The 19,395-nt window shown below is 70.4% G+C and carries 14 protein-coding genes; 6 read left to right on the forward strand and 8 right to left on the reverse strand.

Annotation, left to right across the window (positions count from 1 at the left end):
* Positions 1–14: 14 nt before the first annotated feature.
* The 4 genes from pflB to BLT21_RS13250 form a co-directional block, all read right to left on the reverse strand.
* The gene (gene pflB / locus BLT21_RS13235; protein ID WP_091502885.1) at positions 15–2,288 is read right to left on the reverse strand and encodes a formate C-acetyltransferase; all 2,274 of its coding nucleotides are present in this window, start codon (positions 2,286–2,288) and stop codon (positions 15–17) included.
* A 180-nt stretch (positions 2,289–2,468) separates the two neighbouring features.
* Complete coding sequence (locus BLT21_RS13240; RefSeq protein WP_091502887.1) at positions 2,469–4,076, reverse strand: Mur ligase family protein; 1,608 nt, start codon at positions 4,074–4,076, stop codon at positions 2,469–2,471.
* Positions 4,077–4,141: 65 nt separating this feature from the next.
* Positions 4,142–4,831, reverse strand: coding sequence for a DUF1775 domain-containing protein (locus BLT21_RS13245; RefSeq protein ID WP_091502889.1), 690 nt, complete (start codon positions 4,829–4,831; stop codon positions 4,142–4,144).
* A gap of 61 nt (positions 4,832–4,892) precedes the next feature.
* Positions 4,893–5,483: a hypothetical protein gene (locus BLT21_RS13250; RefSeq protein WP_091502891.1), complete on the reverse strand. Its 591-nt coding sequence runs from the start codon at positions 5,481–5,483 to the stop codon at positions 4,893–4,895.
* 56 nt (positions 5,484–5,539) lie between these two features.
* Here BLT21_RS13250 and BLT21_RS13255 point away from each other — a divergent pair, with 56 nt between their 5' ends.
* Positions 5,540–6,844, forward strand: a complete 1,305-nt coding sequence (locus BLT21_RS13255) for a M50 family metallopeptidase (RefSeq protein ID WP_091502893.1) — start codon at positions 5,540–5,542, stop codon at positions 6,842–6,844.
* 24 nt (positions 6,845–6,868) lie between these two features.
* Here the strand turns inward: BLT21_RS13255 and BLT21_RS13260 are convergent, their stop codons facing one another.
* Positions 6,869–8,809, reverse strand: a complete 1,941-nt coding sequence (locus BLT21_RS13260) for an anthranilate synthase family protein (protein WP_091502895.1) — start codon at positions 8,807–8,809, stop codon at positions 6,869–6,871.
* A 238-nt stretch (positions 8,810–9,047) separates the two neighbouring features.
* Here BLT21_RS13260 and ispG point away from each other — a divergent pair, with 238 nt between their 5' ends.
* A complete protein-coding gene (gene ispG / locus BLT21_RS13265; protein WP_091502897.1) occupies positions 9,048–10,178 on the forward strand; it encodes a flavodoxin-dependent (E)-4-hydroxy-3-methylbut-2-enyl-diphosphate synthase in 1,131 nt (376 codons plus the stop codon).
* 120 nt (positions 10,179–10,298) lie between these two features.
* Here ispG and pcp read toward each other — a convergent pair whose 3' ends face one another.
* On the reverse strand, positions 10,299–10,934 hold the full coding sequence (gene pcp / locus BLT21_RS13270) for a pyroglutamyl-peptidase I (protein ID WP_176786913.1): 636 nt from the start codon (positions 10,932–10,934) through the stop codon (positions 10,299–10,301).
* A 121-nt stretch (positions 10,935–11,055) separates the two neighbouring features.
* Between pcp and BLT21_RS13275 the strand changes: the two genes are divergently transcribed.
* Entirely contained in the window at positions 11,056–12,813 is a 1,758-nt protein-coding gene (locus BLT21_RS13275; protein ID WP_091502899.1) for a proline--tRNA ligase, read from the forward strand.
* 110 nt (positions 12,814–12,923) lie between these two features.
* Here BLT21_RS13275 and BLT21_RS13280 read toward each other — a convergent pair whose 3' ends face one another.
* Both BLT21_RS13280 and BLT21_RS13285 read right to left on the reverse strand, forming a co-directional pair.
* The gene (locus BLT21_RS13280) at positions 12,924–13,730 is read right to left on the reverse strand and encodes a DUF1206 domain-containing protein (protein WP_091502901.1); all 807 of its coding nucleotides are present in this window, start codon (positions 13,728–13,730) and stop codon (positions 12,924–12,926) included.
* A gap of 87 nt (positions 13,731–13,817) precedes the next feature.
* Positions 13,818–14,924: an NAD(P)-dependent alcohol dehydrogenase gene (locus BLT21_RS13285; protein ID WP_091502903.1), complete on the reverse strand. Its 1,107-nt coding sequence runs from the start codon at positions 14,922–14,924 to the stop codon at positions 13,818–13,820.
* A gap of 260 nt (positions 14,925–15,184) precedes the next feature.
* Here BLT21_RS13285 and nusA point away from each other — a divergent pair, with 260 nt between their 5' ends.
* The 3 genes from nusA to infB all read left to right on the forward strand — a co-directional run bounded on the left by nusA (position 15,185) and on the right by infB (position 19,377).
* Positions 15,185–16,171 (forward strand): transcription termination factor NusA, encoded by a 987-nt coding sequence (gene nusA / locus BLT21_RS13290; RefSeq protein ID WP_091502905.1) that lies wholly within the window; start codon positions 15,185–15,187, stop codon positions 16,169–16,171.
* Positions 16,172–16,201: 30 nt separating this feature from the next.
* A complete protein-coding gene (locus tag BLT21_RS13295) occupies positions 16,202–16,453 on the forward strand; it encodes a YlxR family protein (protein WP_091502907.1) in 252 nt (83 codons plus the stop codon).
* 95 nt (positions 16,454–16,548) lie between these two features.
* Positions 16,549–19,377, forward strand: coding sequence for a translation initiation factor IF-2 (gene infB / locus BLT21_RS13300; protein ID WP_091502909.1), 2,829 nt, complete (start codon positions 16,549–16,551; stop codon positions 19,375–19,377).
* Positions 19,378–19,395: the final 18 nt, after the last annotated feature.

Raw genomic sequence — 19,395 nt, forward strand, 5'->3', positions numbered from 1 at the left:
GGCGGACACGGGAGTCAGACCCCCGTGTGGAAGGTGCGGCTGAGCACGTCGAGCTGCTGCTCGCGGGTCAGGCGCACGAAGTTGACCGCGTAACCGGATACCCGGATGGTCAGCTGCGGATACTTGTCGGGGTTGACCATCGCGTCCTCGAGCGTCTCGCGCGTCAGCACGTTGACGTTGAGGTGATATCCGTCCGACGTCATCTGCGCGTCGAGCAGCCCCACGAGGTTGCGCACCCGTTCGTCGGGCGTGCGTCCGAGCCCGCCCGGTGTGACCGTGGTGGTCAGCGAGATGCCGTCCTGAGCCTGATCGAACGGGAGCTTCGCGACCGAGAGTGCGGCCGCCAGCATCCCGTGCGTGTCGCGACCGTTCATGGGGTTCGCGCCCGGGGCGAAGGGCTGGCCGGCGCGGCGGCCGTCGGGGGTGTTGCCCGTCGCCTTGCCGTAGACGACGTTCGAGGTGATCGTCAGCACCGACTGCGTGTGAACCGCGTCGCGGTACGTCGGGTGCTTGCGGATCATCGACATGAAGTCGGACACGAGCTCGCGGGCGATCTCGTCGACGCGGTCGTCGTCGTTGCCGAAGGTGGGGAAGTCGCCGTGGACGAGGTAGTCGACGACGAGGCCCGAGGAGTCGCGCACCGGCTCGACGGTCGCGTACTTGATGGCCGAGAGCGAGTCGGCGGCGACCGACAGTCCGGCGATGCCGCACGCCATGGTGCGCAGGACGTTGCCGTCGTGCAGAGCCATCTCGAGACGCTCGTAGGCGTACTTGTCGTGCATGAAGTGGATGCAGTTGAGCGCGTCGACGTACGTCTCGGCGAGCCACTCCATCATCACCCGGAAGCGCTCGCGCACGTCGTCGTACACGAGCACGTCTCCCGAGACCGGGGCGGCGGCCGGTGCGATCTGCTTGCCGCTCACCTCGTCGCGTCCGCCGTTGACGGCGTACAGGAGCGTCTTGGCGAGGTTGACCCGAGCCCCGAAGAACTGCATCTGCTTGCCGACCGTCATCGGCGAGACGCAGCACGCGATGGCCGCGTCGTCGCCGCACAGTGCGCGGATGTGGTCGTCGGACTCGTACTGGATCGACGAGGTGTCGATCGAGACCTGCGCGCAGAACTCCTTGAAGCCGTCGGGCAGCGCGTCGCTCCACAGCACCGTCAGGTTGGGCTCGGGCGCGGGGCCGAGGTTGTAGAGCGTCTGCAGGAAGCGGAAGGCGGTCTTCGTCACGAGCGTGCGACCGTCCTCGCCGACGCCGCCGATCGACTCGGTCACCCAGGTCGGGTCACCCGAGAAGAGCGCGTCGTACTCGGGTGTGCGCAGGAACCGGACGATGCGGAGCTTGATGACCAGATCGTCGACGAGCTCCTGGGCCTCCGTCTCGGTGAGGAGGCCAATCGCGATGTCCCGCTGGATGTAGGCGTCGAGGAACGAGGTGTTCCGTCCGAGGCTCATCGCGGCGCCGTTCTGCTCCTTCACGGCGCCGAGGTACGCGAAGTAGAGCCACTGGATCGCCTCACGCGCCGAGGCGGCGGGACGGGTGAGATCGAAGCCGTACGTCGCGGCCATCTCGGCGAGCTCGTGCAGCGCCCGGATCTGCTCGGCGTTCTCCTCGCGCGATCGCAGGATGCCCTCGGTCGAGGGCTGCATGTCGAGCTCGGCACGCTCGACCTTCTTCGCGGACACGAGGGCATCGGTGCCGTAGAGACCGACGCGCCGGTAGTCGCCGATGATCCGGCCGCGGCCGTAGGCGTCGGGGAGGCCCGTGATGATGTGGCTGCTGCGGGCGCGGCGGACGGCTGGCGGATAGACGTCGAAGACGCCGTCGTTGTGGGTCTTGCGATAGCGCGTGAAGATCGTCTCGAGGGTCGGGTCGACGGGGTAGCCGTACGTCTCGAGGGCCCCCGCGACCATACGCCATCCGCCGTTCGGCATGATCGCACGGCGCAGCGGCGCATCGGTCTGCAGGCCGACGATCAGCTCGTCCTCTTGGCGGATGTAGCCCGGGGCGTGCGACGTGATGGTCGACGGGGTCAGGGCGTCGACGTCGTACACGCCCCGCTCGCGCTCGGCCGGGAACATCTCGCTGAGCGTGTCCCAGAGCCCCGTCGTGCGTGCGGTCGGTCCGACCAGGAACGCGGCGTCACCGGTGTAGGGCTCGTAGTTGCGCTGGATGAAGTCGCGGACGTCGATGTCGTCCTGCCACGGGCCCGGGGCGAAGCCCGCCCACGCCGCGGGGACCGCGTCGTCGTCGTGTGCTGTCGGGTTCGGGATGACTGTGCTCATCGTGGGTCCTTCGTCCTGTCGAAGGCCCGCCGTAAGCGGGGGAGGCCCTAATCGTGCCTGCCGCGGCGTGCCTGAGGCCGACGCTACGCCGGGTGCCACGGCACGACGTAGTTCGTGCACGCGGGGCACAGGACGTCACCGGACCGACTGTTTTTCACAGTGGTCCGACCACAAACGCGCTCAGTCGGGGTACGGGACCGCCCAGCTGGGCTCCGGCACGGGCCAGCCGGCCTCGCGCAGCGCTCGCCGCGCGAGCTCGCGCGCCGAGTAGGGCGTGCGCTGCCCTCGGATGTCTCGATAGTCCTGGTGTCCCGGACCGGCCCACAGGATGGCGTCGCCCTCCCCGACGAGCGAGACGGCCTCGACGATCGCCTTCTCCGGCGGTGAGGACTCGCGGATGTCGGCATCCGGCCGTGCCCGTCGAGCCCCCTCGAGCAGGGTCGCGCGGATCGCGTCGGGGTCTTCGAAGCGCGGGTGGTGGTCGGTCACGATCAGGATGTCGCTGCCCAGGACGGCGGTCGCGCCCATGTCGTGCCGCTTCGTCTTGTCACGGTCGCCGTCCGCCCCGAAGAGCATGACGACGGTGCCCGGGGTCACGCGTCGCACGGCCGCGAGAGTCTTCTCGAACGCGTCGGGGGAGTGCCCGAAGTCGACGTAGACGGCGGGTCCGCGCTCTCCCGAGACGCGCTGCGTGCGGCCGGGCAGGTGAGCCACGATGCGCTCGCCGTCGAGCGCTCGCACGAGGTCGTCCCACGCGTAGCCGCCCTCGAGCAGCATCACGATCGCGAGACCGGCGTTGGCGGCCATGTGGCGGCCGATGACGGGCACCGTCGTCGTCAGCACGCGTCCGGCGGCTCCGACGAGCCGGAACTCCGTGCCGTTCTGGCGCTCCTCGACGATCTCGACCGTCCAGTCGGCCGTAGCGGACGGCGTCTCGGCGATCGCGGGGGTGATGATGGTCGTCACCGGGATCTCCGCGCGCGCGGCGATCTGGGCGCCGGCCTCGGAATCGAGGCAGACCACGCCTCGTCGCGACCGGTCCGCGCGGAACAGGGGGAGCTTCGCCTCGAAGTACTCGGCCATGTCGCGGTAGTCGTCGAGGTGGTCGTGCGAGAGGTTGGTGAAGCCGGCGACGTCGAACACGACCCCGTCGACGCGGTGCCGCGTGAGCGCCTGGGCACTGACCTCCACGGCCACAGCCTCGACGCCGCGCTCGCGCATGAGGGCGAGCAGGGCGTGGAACTCGGACGCCTCGGGCGTCGTCAGCCGCGAGACGATGACCTCGCCGGCGATGTGACGCTCGGCGGTGGACGAGAGGCCTGTGACGGCGCCGAGCTGCCCGAGGATGCCCTCGATGAGGTGCGACACGCTCGTCTTGCCGTTGGTGCCGGTCGTCGCGAACAGCAGCGGCAGGCGGTCTTCGCGGCCGGTGCCGTACACCCAGGCCGACAGCTCGCCGAGCCGGGCGCGGGGATCGTCGACCACGACGATCGGCAGACCGACGTCGGCCGCGAGCTCGGCGCCCGCGGCGTCCGTGACGATCGCGGCGGCTCCCGTCTGCGCGGCGGTCCGGGCGAACTCCGCGCCGTGGCGGGTGGCACCCCGGATCGCGACGAAGGCCTCGCCGGCACGCAGATCGGCCGTGGCGAGGGTGATGCCGCTGACGGAGACACCGTCGGCATCGCCGATGATCCGACCGCCGACGTGCGCGGCGAGCTCTGTCAGGGAGCGGCGCGGCGGACTCTCGGGTCGGAGAACGGGAGGGAGATTCGGGGCGTCGGTAGGCATTGCTGCCATTGTGTCATCCCGGTTCCGGGGCAGCCGCGTCGGAGGTCACGACCGCCCCGGCGTGTTCAGGCCCGGCGTCGCGCGATGGCGAGCACGAGCGCGATCGCGGCGACCACGAGGGCGCCTGCCGAGAGCCAGATCGGCAGAGGATCGGCGGCGGTGGTGGTCGAGGCCGCGGTCTCCGCGTCGGCCGCGTCGGACGACGCGTGGTCGCCCTCATGTCCGCCGTGCTCGTCCGCGGCAGCCGCGCCGACGAGCACCACGGGCGCCGGGTACTCGAGGTCGTGCGGGTCCTCGCCGTCTTCGGCGATCTGGGTCCAGGGAGCCTCGCCCGTCTCGCACTGCTGGGTGACGGGGAAGGCGAAGCTCTCGCCTTCGGCCGACGCCGGGAAGATGACGTTCATCCCCGCCGAGGCGGCGTACGCGTCCGGGATGGGGGTGACGGCGGTGTAGGTGATCTGGGTCGGGATGCCCGCGTCGCCGGTCTCGGTCGTGATGGTCCACGCCCCGTCGATGACGGGCGTCGCGCCCTGCGCCTCGGCGGGGATGTCGACCACCAGCGCGGTCGTCGGAGACCCGTCGCAGCCGTGGCTGAACGAGAAGTCGATGCGGGTCGAGCCGTTGGCGGCGACGTCCTCGGGCGTCACGTGCACGTGGGCGGAGGCGGCGAGCGGGAGGGCGATGGCGAGGGCGGCGCCGGCGGTCACGCCGACGGCCAGGCGCGCGCGGCGGCGCGCGGAGATGGTGCGGGTCATTTTCGTCTCTCAGAATGAGCGGGCGCGTTCCGTGCGCCCGCGGGGAGGGGAAGGGGTGAGGTCATGCGAACGCGACCGGAGGACCCCGGAGAGACAGCGAGGAACGCAGGAGACGCGCGGGGAGGACACAGCGCTCGCCGACAGCGCGAGGCCTCGGCGACGTCGGAGGCGGGATGGGCGATGCGAGGAGCCGTGCCAGACGGCGCAGCCCGCCCAGGATGCTGCGAACGACGCGCTCCCCGAGCGCGAGTGCCGCGACCGTGATCACTGCGGCCAGCACATGGGTCGCCGTCATCCCGGCACCGGCACCGGCATGAACGTGGGCGAGGGGTGCCGCCGCGGGCAGTCCGGTCGTGTGCACGTGCGGCGCGAGGACGGGGGCGGTCGCCGATCCGGCGAGGGAGAAGAAGGTGTGGAACAGGCCCTGACTCGCCAGGACGACCAAGCCGGTACGCCACAGCGACGGCGTCCGTCCGGCGAGGAAGACCGCGATCGGAGCGGCCAGCAGGGTGGCCGCGACGATGAGCCACAGCGGAGCCAGACCGCCTGAGATCGTGTGGGCGGTGGCGGCGAGTATCGTGGCGATCCCGGCGGAGATGCTGCCGCGGACGGCGCGCCCACGGCGCGATCTCGCACCCCCGGCCCGCTCCATGGTCCGAGTTTAGAGCCTGGGACAATTCAAAGGCACGGCGGGTAATCTGACCGCTCGTGACCGTTCTCGCTTTCGTCGTCGGCGTCCTCCTGCTCGTGGTCGGGCTCGCCGTGTCGATCGCACTGCACGAGGTCGGCCATCTCGTCCCCGCGAAGGTCTTCGGAGTCCGCGTCGGCCGCTACATGATCGGCCTCGGACCCACGCTCTGGTCACGACGCTTCGGCGAGACCGAGTACGGGGTCAAAGCGCTGCCGCTCGGCGGCTACATCTCGATGTCGGGCATGTACCCGCCGTCGCCCGACGAACCCGACGCGGCCGCGCGCCGCAGCGGCCGGTTCTTCGGCGCGATGGTGCAGGACGCCCGCCTGGCCAACGCCGAGACGCTCGTCGAGAACGACACGCGCCCGGCCTTCTACCAGCTCGCCGTATGGAAGCGCGTGATCATCATGGTCGGCGGCCCGTTCATGAACCTCGTGCTCGCCATGGTGCTGTTCGGCATCGCGCTGAGCGCCATCGGGCTGCCGAGCGTCTCCACCACGATCGCCGGCGTGAACGAGTGCGTCGTTCCGGCCGGCGTCGAGCGCACGACATGCGAGCCCGGCGATCCCGTCTCACCCGCCGCGGCGGGCGGCATCCGTCCCGGAGACGTCATCGTCGCCGTCGACGGGACCGAGGTGGAGGGCTACGTCGAGGCGACGTCCATCGTCCAGGCATCGCCGGGACGCACCATCCCGATCGTCGTGGAGCGCGCCGGGCAGCGGGTGACGCTGAGCGTCACGCCGATCGCCGCCGAACGGCCGGTGGCCACGGCCGACGGCGGGACCGAGGTCAAAGAGGTCGGGTTCGTCGGTATGACGGGAACGCGGATCAACGTGCCGCAGCCGATCTGGACCGGACCGCAAGCGGCGGTCGAGCGCCTCGGGGCCGTTGCGAGCGTCATCTGGCAGCTGCCGGTCAAGGTCTATGAGACCGGAGTCGCTCTCGTGACGGGCGGGGAACGCGACCCGAACGGGCCGCTGTCGGTCGTGGGCGCTGGTCGCATCGCGGGGGAGGTCGCCGCGACCGAGGCGCCGGTCCAGGACCGCGTCGTCGACCTGCTGAGCCTGCTCGGGTCGCTCAACATCGCGCTCTTCGTCTTCAACCTGCTCCCCCTGCTGCCCCTCGACGGCGGTCATGTCGTCGTTGCGCTGTGGGACGGGCTCAAACGGGTGTGGGCGAAGATCGCCGGCAGGCCGAAGCCGAGACCGGTCGACGCGACGAAGCTCGTTCCGGTGACGTTCGTCGTCGTGATCGGCCTCATCGTGATGGGCGGCACGCTCATCCTCGCGGACGTGTTCAACCCGATCTCGATCCTCGGCTGACGTTCCTCGCCGGGACGGCGCACGTCAGGCCGGGACGGGCCCCAGGGCGAATCCGATGAGCCGTTCGAGCGTCGGCAGGCCGTCGCGCGAGAGGATCGACTCGAGGTGCCCCTGCACGGATGCGTACCCGGGCCCGCGCAGCGCGTAGACGTCACCCGATGAGGGATCGGCAGCGATCTCGGTGCCGCCCAGCTCGGTGGTGCCGGGGGCGACGCGTGCCGTGAAGGTGTTGTAGAAGCCGATCGACGCCGGCATCCCGAAGACGTCGACGCTCTTCTGCAGGCCCTGGTGCGGCGACGCGAGCGGAGCGAGTCCGATCCCCAGGCGGTCCGCGAGGATCTGGTGGCTCAGGCACACGGCCAGCAGCGGGCTGCCCGCGTCGGCTCGACGGGCGACGAGCTCACGCATGCGCGCGATCCGGGCGTTCGTGCCGTCGCGGGGGTCGCCCGGCCCGGGCCCGAAGACGACCAGACCGGCCTCATCGACTGCCGCGTCTGTCACCTCATGCCACGGCGCGATGCGCACCGCGAAACCCAGATGATGCAGCTGGTGGCCGAGCATCGTCGTGAACCGGTCTTCGGCGTCGACGACGAGGACCTCGCGGCCGGCGTAGGGACCGCCCTCGGCGGCCTGGGGGTCGAGCCAGAACTGCGCGAGACGCGCGTTGCGGGAGGCGAGCAGGGCGGCGATCGCGGGGTCGTCGCCGAGCCGCGGGCGTGGGTCGGGCGCCGGGGCGTCCTCGTCGACGGCGGCGGTCCGGGCGATGGGCGCCGGGACCTCGTCACGGTCGACGGCGCCGATGGCGCCGAGGACGCCCGCCGCCTTGCCGTGGGTCTCGCCGACCTCGCCGGCAGGGTCGGAATGCCGCACCAGCGTCGCGCCGACGGGGACCCGCAGTCGGCCGTCGACGAGGTAGGCCGTCCGGATGAGGATGGGGGCGTCGAGATCATGACCACCGGCCGCTGCGGGGGTGAAGAGCGCCGCGACGCCGGAGTAGTAGCCGCGGGGGGTGCGCTCGTGCCGCGCGATCACCGTGCAGGCGTTCTGCATCGGCGAGCCGGTGACCGTCGGGGCGAACATCGTCTCGCGAAGGATGTCGCGCGGATCCATCGTGCTGGAGCCCCGGAGCATGTACTCGGTGTGGGTCAGACGCGACATCTCCTTGAGATGCGGGCCCGTGATGCGGCCACCGTCGGAGCACACCGCCGACATCATCTTCAGCTCCTCGTCGACGACCATGAAGAGCTCTTCGGTCTCCTTCGTCGACGACAGGAACTCCGTCAGCGTCTCAGCGGTCGCGCCGCCCCGGGGGTGACGGAACGTTCCCGAGATGGGGTTCATCGTGACGACGCTCGTGCCGGGCTCGGCGGGAGCGCCGCTGCGGGCGCTGACGTGCGCCTCCGGGCTCGCACCGACCGCGACGTGGCCGTCGGTGACGACGAGGAACGTCCAATAGGCGCCGCGCTCGTGCTGCAGCAGGGCCCGGAACCACGTGAGACCCGCGGTGACGGCATCCGTTTCGACCGTCGCCGTGAAGTCGCGTCGGATGACGAAGTTGGCTCCCTCGCCCCGGCCGATCTCGTCGGAGATGACCCGCCGCACGATATCGGCGTACTCGTCGTCAGAGATGTCGAAGCCGGCGTCCCCGAGGGGGACTCGCTCGGACGGCAGCTGCCGCAGTGCCTCGGACAGGGGCATCGAGTCGTGATCGGTCACGCGCAGGCAGCGCAGCGGCGCGTGATCGTCGTGGCAGACGAAGCCGCGCTCGACGACCTGGCGGAACGGGACGAGCGCGAGGACTTCGCGCGGCGTGCCGTCGGCGTCGTCGAGCGGGATGTCGGCCAGCAGCTCGACGTCGACGACGTCGCCGCGCAGCACCTCGACGTTCGCGCCGTCGCGGGCGATGAGGGCGAACGGCTCTCCGCTCGCCGCGAGCTCGGTCAGGGTCGGCAGAGAACCGGTCATCGTCGTCTTTCTTCGTCGGAGCGCCCGCCCCACGAAGAAGACCGCCGGGCCTTCAACGCCGGGCGGTCTGAAACGTGTGCACGTCGAACACACCGCCTAGGCGGTGTGCCACCAGGAGAGGCGCGTGCGCATGGGCCGAAATTATCACACCCGCGTGCGCGGCGCCGCGCTCCGGCGCTCCCAGCCGCCCAGCGGCGGTGCCGCGTAGGCTGTGCCCGTGCCAGCTGTCAATCTCGGGATGCCCCAGGTTCCGGACGTCCTCGCCCCCCGCCGCAAGAGCCGGCAGATCCGCGTCGGGAAGGTGCTCGTCGGGGGAGGAGCCCCCGTCAGCGTGCAGTCGATGACGACGACGCCGACCACCGACATCAACGCGACGCTGCAGCAGATCGCGGAGCTCACGGCATCCGGATGCGAGATCGTGCGCGTGGCCGTGCCGTCGCAGGACGACGCCGATGTCCTGCACATCATCGCGAAGAAGAGCCAGATCCCGGTCATCGCCGACATCCACTTCCAGCCGAAGTACGTCTTCCAGGCGATCGACGCCGGGTGCGCGGCCGTCCGCGTCAACCCCGGCAACATCCGGAAGTTCGACGACCAGGTCGGTGCCATCGCGAATGCGGCGAAGGCCGCCGGCGTCTCGCTGCGCATCGGCGTCAACGCCGGTTCGCTCGATCGCCGCCTGCTCGAGAAGTACGGCAAAGCGACGCCCGAGGCCCTCGTCGAGAGCGCCGTGTGGGAGGCGTCGCTGTTCGAGGAGCACGACTTCCACGAGTTCAAGATCTCGGTCAAGCACAACGACCCGATCGTCATGGTCAAGGCCTATCGTCAGCTCGCCGAGCGCGGTGACTGGCCGCTGCACCTCGGCGTGACCGAGGCGGGTCCCGCCTTCCAGGGCACCATCAAGAGCGCCACCGCGTTCGGCATCCTGCTCGGCGAAGGGATCGGCGACACCATCCGCGTCTCGCTGTCGGCGCCGCCGGCCGAGGAGGTCAAGGTCGGACACCAGATCCTGCAGTCGCTCAACCTGCGCGAGCGCAAGCTCGAGATCGTGTCGTGCCCCTCGTGCGGGCGTGCGCAGGTCGACGTCTATACGCTCGCAGACGACGTGACGGCGGGGTTGAAGGACGTCACCGTGCCGCTGCGCGTCGCCGTGATGGGGTGCGTCGTCAACGGACCCGGTGAGGCGCGCGAAGCCGATCTCGGCGTCGCGTCGGGCAATGGCAAGGGGCAGATCTTCGTCAAGGGCGAGGTGATCAAGACCGTGCCCGAGTCGGAGATCGTCGCGACCCTCATCGAGGAGGCTCGCCGCATCGCCGACGAGCTCGGCCCCGACGCGCCCCTCGGCACGGCGCAGGTCGTCACCGCCTGAGATCGGTTCCATTCCGGTCCCGAGAACATCGAGACCACAGATGCGCCCCGAGACCCTGGCTTTTACCGCCGGTCTCGGGGCGCATCTGATGTCTCGCGGGTCGGGAGGGGTGGGCGGGGGCTAGGCGATCGTGCCGGCGGCGTACGACGTGTCGACGTCGGTGTCGAGTGCGGTGCGCAGCGCGATGCGGAGGGCTTCGGTGATGTCGGCGAGGGGGAGCGCGGGCTGGCCCTGCGGCGCGTGCTCGGCCGCGAAGGGAACGTGGATGAAACCGGCGCGACGGTGCCCGGAGCCGTTGACATCGAGCGCGGTGAACATGGCGTGGTTGCAGACGAAGGTGCCCGCCGAGTGCGAGACGGCGGCGGGGATGCCGGCATCCGCGATCGCGGCGGTGATCGCCTTGACGGGCAGGGTCGCGAAGTGGGCGGCTGGCCCGTCGGGCGATGACGGGACATCGACCGGCTGGTCGCCGGCGTTGTCGGGGATGCGCGCGTCCATGAGATTGATGGCCACGCGCTCGACACTGATGCCGATGCGTCCGCCTGCGAGCCCCGTCGCGATGACGACGTCCGGGTCGTGCGTCGCGATGAGCTCGAGCAGTCGGTGCCGAGCGCCGCCGAACTCGACGGGAAGGACCGCGGTGACGAGCTGTTCCGGCCCTTCCCAATGATCGGCGACCCGGCGGACGGCATCCCCCGACGGATTGGTCGCGTCTCCGGCGAACGGCTCGAATCCGGTCAGCAGCACGGTCGTCATCCGCTCAGATTAGTTCGCGCGGCCGCGAACCTTCTCGGCGGTGCCGGACACGACAGAGTCCGGGAGCGCGGAAGGGGAGTGACCGCACGTCGCGGCCCCGCCGCATCCGTAGACTCGACTCGTGGTCACCCGTATGTCGCACCTGTTCCTCCGCACCCTCCGTGAAGACCCCGCGGGCGCCGAGGTCGCCAGTCACAAGCTGCTGATCCGCGCCGGCTACATCCGGCCGCAGGCCGCGGGCATCTTCGCGTGGCTGCCGCTCGGCCTGCGCGTCAAGGCGAAGATCGAGCGCGTCGTGCGTGAGGAGATGGCCGCCGCCGGTGCGCAGGAGGTGCACTTCCCGGCACTGATGCCGCGCGAGGCGTACGAGGCGACGGGGCGCTGGGAAGAGTACGGCGACCTGCTGTTCCGCCTGCAGGACCGCAAGGGCGGCGACTACCTGCTCGCTCCCACCCACGAGGAGGCGTTCACGCTCCTCGTCAAGGACCTGTACTCGTCGTACAAGGACCTGCCGCTGACGATCTACCAGATCCAGGACAAGTACCGCGACGAGGCGCGTCCCCGTGCCGGCCTGCTGCGCGGCCGTGAGTTCACGATGAAGGACGCGTACTCGTTCGACGTGAACGACGCCGGCCTCGAGGCCAGCTATCAGGCCCAGCGCGACGCGTACGAGCGCATCTTCCAGCGCCTCGGTCTCGAATACGTCATCGTGCAGGCGGATGCCGGCGCCATGGGCGGCTCGCGCTCGGAGGAGTTCCTGCACCCGACCCCCGTCGGTGAGGACTCGTTCGTGCGCTCCGCTGGCGGGTATGCCGCGAACGTCGAGGCGTTCACGACAGTGGTGCCCGAGGCCGGGCCGATCGACGGGCTGCCCGAGCCGGTCGTCTTCGACTCGCCTGACACCCCCACGATCGAGACGCTCGTCGCACACGTCAACGCGAACCTCGAGGGTGAGTTCACCGCGGCGCACACGCTCAAGAACGTCGTGCTCGCTCTCACGCACCTCGACGGTACGCGGGAGCTCGTCGTCGTGGGGCTGCCCGGCGACCGTGACGTCGACGGCAAGCGTGTGGAGGTCGCCTTCGCGCCGGCCGAGGTCGAGCCGGCGACAGCCGAGGACTTCGCCAAGAACCCGCTGCTGGTCAAGGGTTACATCGGCCCTTGGTCGCCCGAGGGCCTGGTGCTCGGCGAGGAGTCGGCCACGGGCATCCGCTACGTCCTCGACCCCCGCGTCGTCGACGGGACCTCGTGGATCACGGGCGCCAACATCGACCAGAAGCACGTCCACTCGCTCGTCGCCGGTCGTGACTTCACCGCCGATGCGTTCGTCGAGGTCGCGACGGTGCGCGAGGGCGACCCGGCTCCCGACGGCTCGGGCCCGGTCTCGATCGCGCGCGGCATGGAGATCGGCCACGTCTTCCAGCTCGGCCGCAAGTACGCCGAGGCGCTGGGGCTGAAGGTCCTCGACGAGAACGGCAAGCTCGTCACGGTCACGATGGGCTCGTACGGCATCGGCGTGACCCGCATCCTCGCGATCATCGCCGAGCTCAACAACGATGACCGCGGTCTGATCTGGCCCGCGTCGGTCGCGCCGTTCGACGTCCACGTGGTCGCCACGGGGCGCGACGCTGCTGCGTTCGAGCTCGCCGAGCAGCTGTCGGCCGACCTCGAGACCGCCGGACTCGATGTCGTCTACGACGATCGCCCGAAGGTGTCGCCCGGCGTGAAGTTCGGCGACGCCGAGCTGGTCGGCGTGCCGCGCATCGTCATCGTCGGGCGCGGAGCCGCCGACGGCCAGATCGAGCTGTGGGACCGGCGCACGGGGGAGCGCGAGACCGTCGCGGTCGCTGACGCCGTCGCTCGACTCACCGCCCGCTGATCGCGCCTTCCGTCGCCGGATGCCGCGCATGTCGCGGCATCCGGCGCACTTCTTCGTGCGCTCGATACGTCGAAGTGAGCTCGAAGCGGGCTGCGTCGAGAGGCCGGGCCTCAGAGGTCGGCGTAGCGTGCGCGGAAGACGGTGAAGACGCCGTAGGCGAGGAGCCCGACGCCGACGATCACGACGATCTCCGGGCCGAACGAGAGGTCGAGGAGCGCCCGGATCGCGGCGTCGAGACTGCCCGCCTCCTCGGCGCGGGACCGCACGGCCGCGACGATCAGCACGAGCCCCAACGAAGCCAGCGCGACGCCCTTGGCGATGAAGCCCACGATGCCGAGGCTCTCGACGGCACGGCCGACGGCGCCATCGGGGATCGTCATCTTGGAGTGGAACGAACGTCGGACGCCCATGACGACGAAGACCACCCCGGCGATGGCGACACCGACGCCGACGAGCACGATCGCGAACACGCCGCCCGGAACGGCGAGGATGCCGCGGCTCGCATCGCGGGCGGCTTCGTCTGCCTGCGGGCGGGCGCCGAGCGCCACCGCGGCGGACAGCCCGCCGAAGAACAGGAACACGATCGCCTGGCCCCACTCGGAGACCCGTAGGCCCCACACCGCGGCACCGCGCCGACGCCGTGAGGCGAGCATGCCCTCGGCGAGATGCCACGTCCCCAGTGCTGCCAGCAGTGCGGCGATGGCCCACAGGGCAAGGAAGCCGAGCGGCAGTTCAGCCACCGCGCGGAAGGCCCCGGTCTGATCCGCGTCGCGGTCGCCGCCGAAGACGACGGCGATGATGAGAGTGCCGATCAGTAAATGCACGATGCCGTTGGCCACGTATCCACCGCGGGCCAACACGCGAGCCGCCGGCTGCCGTTCGACGGCGCGCGCTGCGTCGTGTACGGGTTCGCCCATCCCGCGAGCCTATGGCCTCGAGGGCTTCCAGCGCCGGTCCCGGGCCGGAGTGCGACGCGATGCGTCGACCCGGCCCGCTGACGCGGGTCAGCCCATCACGAGCACGGCCTTGACGGCCTTGCCCGACTGGGTGTCGGCGATCGCCTGCTCGATCTCCGAGAAGGGGTACTTCGTGATGAGCTCGTCGAACGGGAAGCGGCCGGCGGCGTGCAGAGCGAGCATCTCGGGGATGAACTTCTGGGGGACCGCGTCGCCCTCGATGGCCCCCACGAACGTCTTGCCCGAGCCGGAGACGGCGGCGAGCGAGATCTCCGCACCGGGCTTCGGCACGCCCACGAGAGCGATCTTGGCTCCGAAGGCCGTCGCCGCGACGATCGTGTCGATGACCGCGGGCACGGCGGTGGTGTCGACCGCGTAGTCGGCGCCGACGCCGCCGGTGATCTCGAGGATGCGGGCGACCGCATCCTCGTCCTTGCTGTTGACGGTGTGGGTCGCGCCGAGCTTGGCCGCGAACTCCAGTCGCTCGGGGATGATGTCGACGGCGACGATCGTCGTCGCTCCCGCCACCTTCGCCCCCATGATCGACGACAGGCCGACGGCGCCCGTGCCGGTCACGACGACGGACGCGCCCGCGGGGACGTCGAGGGAGTTCAGCACCGTTCCGGCGCCGGTCTGCACGCCGCAGCCGAGGGGACCGGCGATCTCGACGTCGGCGTCGGCGGGCAGCTTGACGGCGTTGCGTGCCTCGACGATGACGTGGCTCGCGAACGACGACTGGCCGAAGAACGAGCCGTGGACGGCCGATCCGTCGGAGGCGGTCATGGTCGCGGAGCCGTCCTCGCGGGCGCCGCCGAAATTGAGAGCCATGAAGTTGCGGCAGTACGCCTCGCGGCCGGTGAGGCAGTTCGTGCAGTGTCCGCACGACGCGAACGAGACGGCGACCTTGTCGCCGACGGCGTAGCCGGCCACCGCGTCGCCGACCTGCTCGACGACGCCCGCGCCCTCGTGGCCGAGGACGAAGGGGAAGGCGGCCGGGATATGACCGTGCTGCACGGCCAGGTCGGTGTGGCAGAGACCCGTGGCCGCAACGCGCACGAGCAGCTCGTCGGGCCGGATGTCGTCGAGGGTGATGTCCTCGAAGGTGAAGGGTGCGTCCTGGCCGTGGAGAACGGCGGCGTGGGCGGTGGTGGTCATGAAGGGGTTCCTTTCGCGTCGCGGTCGCGGCGGCTGTGCCGTCGTCGCAACCGATGTCACGATCGGGCGTCTTCCCGCAGCGCGGGTCGCCCGGTCCTCAAAACAGTATGCGCCTGAATCGATATCTCCGGGCCATCGAGCGTGCGGGCCCCGCGGAACGGCGATCGCTCTCAGCGCGGTCGCGGCGCCATCGGGTAACGTTGGATGGATGCCGGGAGCGCGAGGCGCGCCCGGCCAAGAGCTGAATATGGAGGGCCCCCATGGACATCGATCTCTCACTGCTGCGCACCGTCGAGCGAGAGAAGGAGATCCCCTTCGACGAACTCGTCCGCATCATCGAGCAGGCCGTGCTCACCGCGTATGCGAAGCACACCTCGCCCGACGGCGAGCTGCCCGAGGGTGCCCGCGCGTCGCTCGACCGCAAGACCGGCCATGTGGCGATCTACATCCCGCTCCGAGACGACGAGGACGTCGTCGTCGGCGAGGAGGAGTCGACCCCCGATGACTTCGGCCGGATCGCCGCCTTCGCCGCGAAGCAGGTCATCAGCCAGCGTCTGCGCGACATCGCCGACGACGCGGTGCTGGGGGAGTTCCGTGGCAAGGAGGGCGATATCGTCGCCGGCGTCATCCAGCAGGGACCGAACCCGCGCATGGTCCACGTCGACCTCGGCACGATCGAGGCCATTCTCCCGCCGGAGGAGCAGGTCGCGGGCGAGGAATACCGTCACGGCTCGCGTCTGCGCGTCTACGTCACCTCGGTGTCCAAGGGCACGAAGGGCCCGTCGATCACGGTCTCGCGGACACACCCGGGTCTGGTCCGGAAGCTGTTCGCGATGGAGGTCCCCGAGATCGCGAACGGTCTCGTCGAGATCACCTCGCTCGCACGCGAGGCCGGACACCGCACGAAGATCGCGGTCAAGGCCAACGATCCCTCCATCAATGCCAAGGGCGCCTGCATCGGCGAGCTCGGTCGGCGCGTGCGCGCGGTGACCGAGGAGCTCGGCGGCGAGAAGATCGACATCATCGACTACAACGCCGATCTCCCCGCGTTCGTCGCGAACGCCCTGTCGCCGGCCAAGGTCACCTCGAGCTTCGTGCTCGACGCCGCGACCAAGGCCGTCCGCGCCCTCGTGCCCGACTACCAGCTGTCGTTGGCCATCGGCAAGGAAGGGCAGAACGCCCGTCTCGCCGCCAAGCTCACGGGCGCGAAGATCGACATCCAGCCCGACTCGATCCTGGAGTCGTGACGAAACCGGCACGCCGGTCGAGGGGGTAGAATGGAACCTGTTCGAACGTGCGTGGGGTGCCGCGCGCGTGCCTCCCGGTCCTCGCTCCTTCGAGTCGTGGCCCGCGACGGGGTCCTGATCGAAGATCGGGGCGCGTCGCTCCCGGGTAGGGGCGCGTGGGTGCACGAGACGCGCGAATGCATGGATGCCGCTCTGCGGCGCCGAGCGTTCGGACGAGCCCTGCGGGTGTCCGGCCCACTGGACACGCAGGATTTCCCGATTGATCACCAGCGCAAAGGCTGAACGGCTATGGACACGAAGTGAACGGCTCGAAATGAGACCCGTCCGCGCTTAAACGGTCCCCCCTGTCCGAGGGTGGGCCTTCAGACAGGAGAATTGTGGCAAAACCACGCGTACACGAGATCGCTTCCGAACTCGGCGTCGACAGCAAAGTCGCGCTCGCGAAGCTGAAGGAGCTCGGCGAATTCGTCAAGAGCCCCTCGTCCACCATCGAGCCCCCCGTGGCTCGCAAGCTCCGGGCTGCGCTCGAGGCTGAGGGCGGCGCCGCCGCTGCAGCCCCGGCCCCCGCGGCCTCCGGCGCGCGCCCCGGCGCCGCCCGCCCCGGTGCCGGTCGTCCCGGCCCGGCCGGCGCGAAGCCGGGCCCGGCGGTCAAGCCCGGCCCCGCCAGGCCCGCGACCCCGGCAGCCCCCGCAGCATCGGCTCCGGCCGCTCCCGCAGCAGAGTCGGTCGCTCCGGCGGCATCCACCGCCCCGCAGGCCTCGCCCGCGGCGCCGTCGGCTCCCACCCCCGGCGCAGCGACCCCCGGTGCAGCGACCCCCGGCGCCGGCAAGCCCGGCCCGGCCAAGCCCGCCGGCCCGACACCCGGCGGGTCGCAGCCGCCGCGTCCCGGTGGCGCCCGCCCCGGCAACAACCCCTTCGCTCCCTCGCAGGGCATGGGCCAGCGTCCCGCCGGTCCCCGCCCGGGCAACAACCCCTTCGCGTCGGCGCAGGGCATGGGCCAGCGGCCCACGCCCGGCAACATCCCGCGTCCGCAGGCCCCGCGTCCCGGCGCGCCGCGTCCCGGTGCTCCGCGCCCCGGCGGTGCGGGTCGTCCCGGTGGCGGCGGTCGTCCCGGCGCGCCCTTCCAGCAGCGTCCCGGCGGTCCGGGTCGTCCCGGCGGTGCCGGCGGCGGCTTCCAGCGTCCCGGCGGCGCACCCGGTGGCGGCTTCGCCGGTCGTCCCGGCGGTGGCGGTGGCCGCGGCCGTGGTCCCGGCGGTGGTACGGCCGGCGCCTTCGGAAAGGGTGGCGGCAAGTCCAAGCAGCGCAAGTCGCGTCGGGCCAAGCGGCAGGAATTCGAGATGCGGTCGGCGCCGGTCGTCGGCGGCGTCAACGTCCAGAAGGGCAACGGCGAGATCATCCGCCTGCGCCGCGGCGCCTCGATCGCCGACTTCGCGGACAAGCTCGAGGCGCTGCGCGGCTACACCGTTCAGCCCGGCACGCTCGTGACGATCCTGTTCAACCTGGGTGAGATGGCCACGGCCACCGAGTCGCTCGACGAGGCCACCTTCGAGGTGCTCGGCGAAGAGCTCGGCTACAAGATCCAGATGGTCTCCCCCGAGGACGAGGACAAAGAGCTCCTCGAGGGCTTCGGTCTCGACCTCGAGGCCGAGCTCGACGCCGAGAGCGAGGACGACCTCGAGATCCGTCCTCCCGTGGTCACCGTCATGGGACACGTCGACCACGGTAAGACGCGACTGCTCGACGCGATCCGTCAGACCAACGTGGTCGCGGGCGAGGCCGGCGGTATCACGCAGCACATCGGTGCGTACCAGGTCTGGACCGAGCACGAGGGCATCGAGCGCGCGATCACCTTCATCGACACCCCGGGCCATGAGGCGTTCACCGCCATGCGTGCCCGTGGTGCTCAGGTGACCGACATCGCGATCCTCGTCGTCGCGGCCGACGACGGCATCATGCCGCAGACGGTCGAGGCCCTGAACCACGCTCAGGCAGCCCAGGTGCCGATCGTGGTCGCGGTGAACAAGGTCGACAAGCCCGACGCCAACCCGGCCAAGGTCCGTCAGCAGCTCACCGAGTACGGCCTGGTCGCCGAGGAGTACGGCGGAGACGTCATGTTCGTCGACGTGTCGGCACGACAGGGCACCAACATCCAGGAGCTCCTGGACGCGGTCCTCCTCACCGCCGACGCCGGTCTCGACCTCACGGCGAACCCGAACAAGGCGGCCCGTGGTGTCGCGATCGAAGCGAAGCTCGACAAGGGTCGCGGTTCGGTCGCCACGGTGCTGATCCAGTCCGGAACGCTGCGTGTCGGCGATGCGATCGTCGCGGGTACGGCCTACGGCCGCGTGCGCGCCATGATCGACGAGAACGGCGACCCGGTGGAGGAGGCCTGGCCTTCGCGTCCGGTGCAGGTGCAGGGTCTCAACTCGGTTCCCCGTGCCGGCGACGTGTTCATCGTCACCGAGGAGGACCGTCTGGCCCGCCAGATCGCCGAGAAGCGTGAGGCTGCCGAGCGCAACGCCCAGCTGGCCAAGGCCCGCAAGCGCATCTCGCTCGAGGACTTCACCCGCGCTCTCGAAGAGGGCAAGGTCGAGTCGCTCAACCTCATCATCAAGGGTGACGTCTCGGGTGCCGTCGAGGCCCTCGAGGAGTCGCTGCTCAAGATCGAGGTCGACGACTCCGTGCAGCTGCGGATCATCCACCGCGGCGTGGGTGCGATCACCGAGTCGGACATCAACCTGGCGACGATCGACAACGCGATCGTCATCGGATTCAACGTCCGTCCCGACACGAAGGCCCGTGAGCGCGCCGCCCGCGAGGGTGTCGACGTCCGGTTCTACTCGGTCATCTACAACGCGATCGACGACGTCGAGCAGTCCCTCACGGGCATGCTCAAGCCGGAGTACGAAGAGATCCAGTCGGGTGTCGCCGAGATCCGCGAGGTGTTCCGCTCCTCGAAGTTCGGCAACATCGCCGGTGTCATCGTGCGGTCGGGAACGATCACGCGCAACGCCAAGGCTCGTGTCATCCGCGACGGCGTCGTGCTCGCCGATGGCCTGGCCATCGAGTCGCTGCGCCGCTTCAAGGACGATGTCACCGAGGTCCGCACGGACTTCGAGGCGGGTATCGGCCTCGGCAAGTACAACGACATCCAGATCGGCGACGAGATCGAGACGACCGAGATGGTGGAGAAGCCGCGCGGCTGACGCTCGTCAGGCGCTCCG

The sequence above is a fragment of the Microbacterium sp. cf332 genome (assembly GCF_900102175.1).
GTDB lineage: Bacteria > Actinomycetota > Actinomycetes > Actinomycetales > Microbacteriaceae > Microbacterium.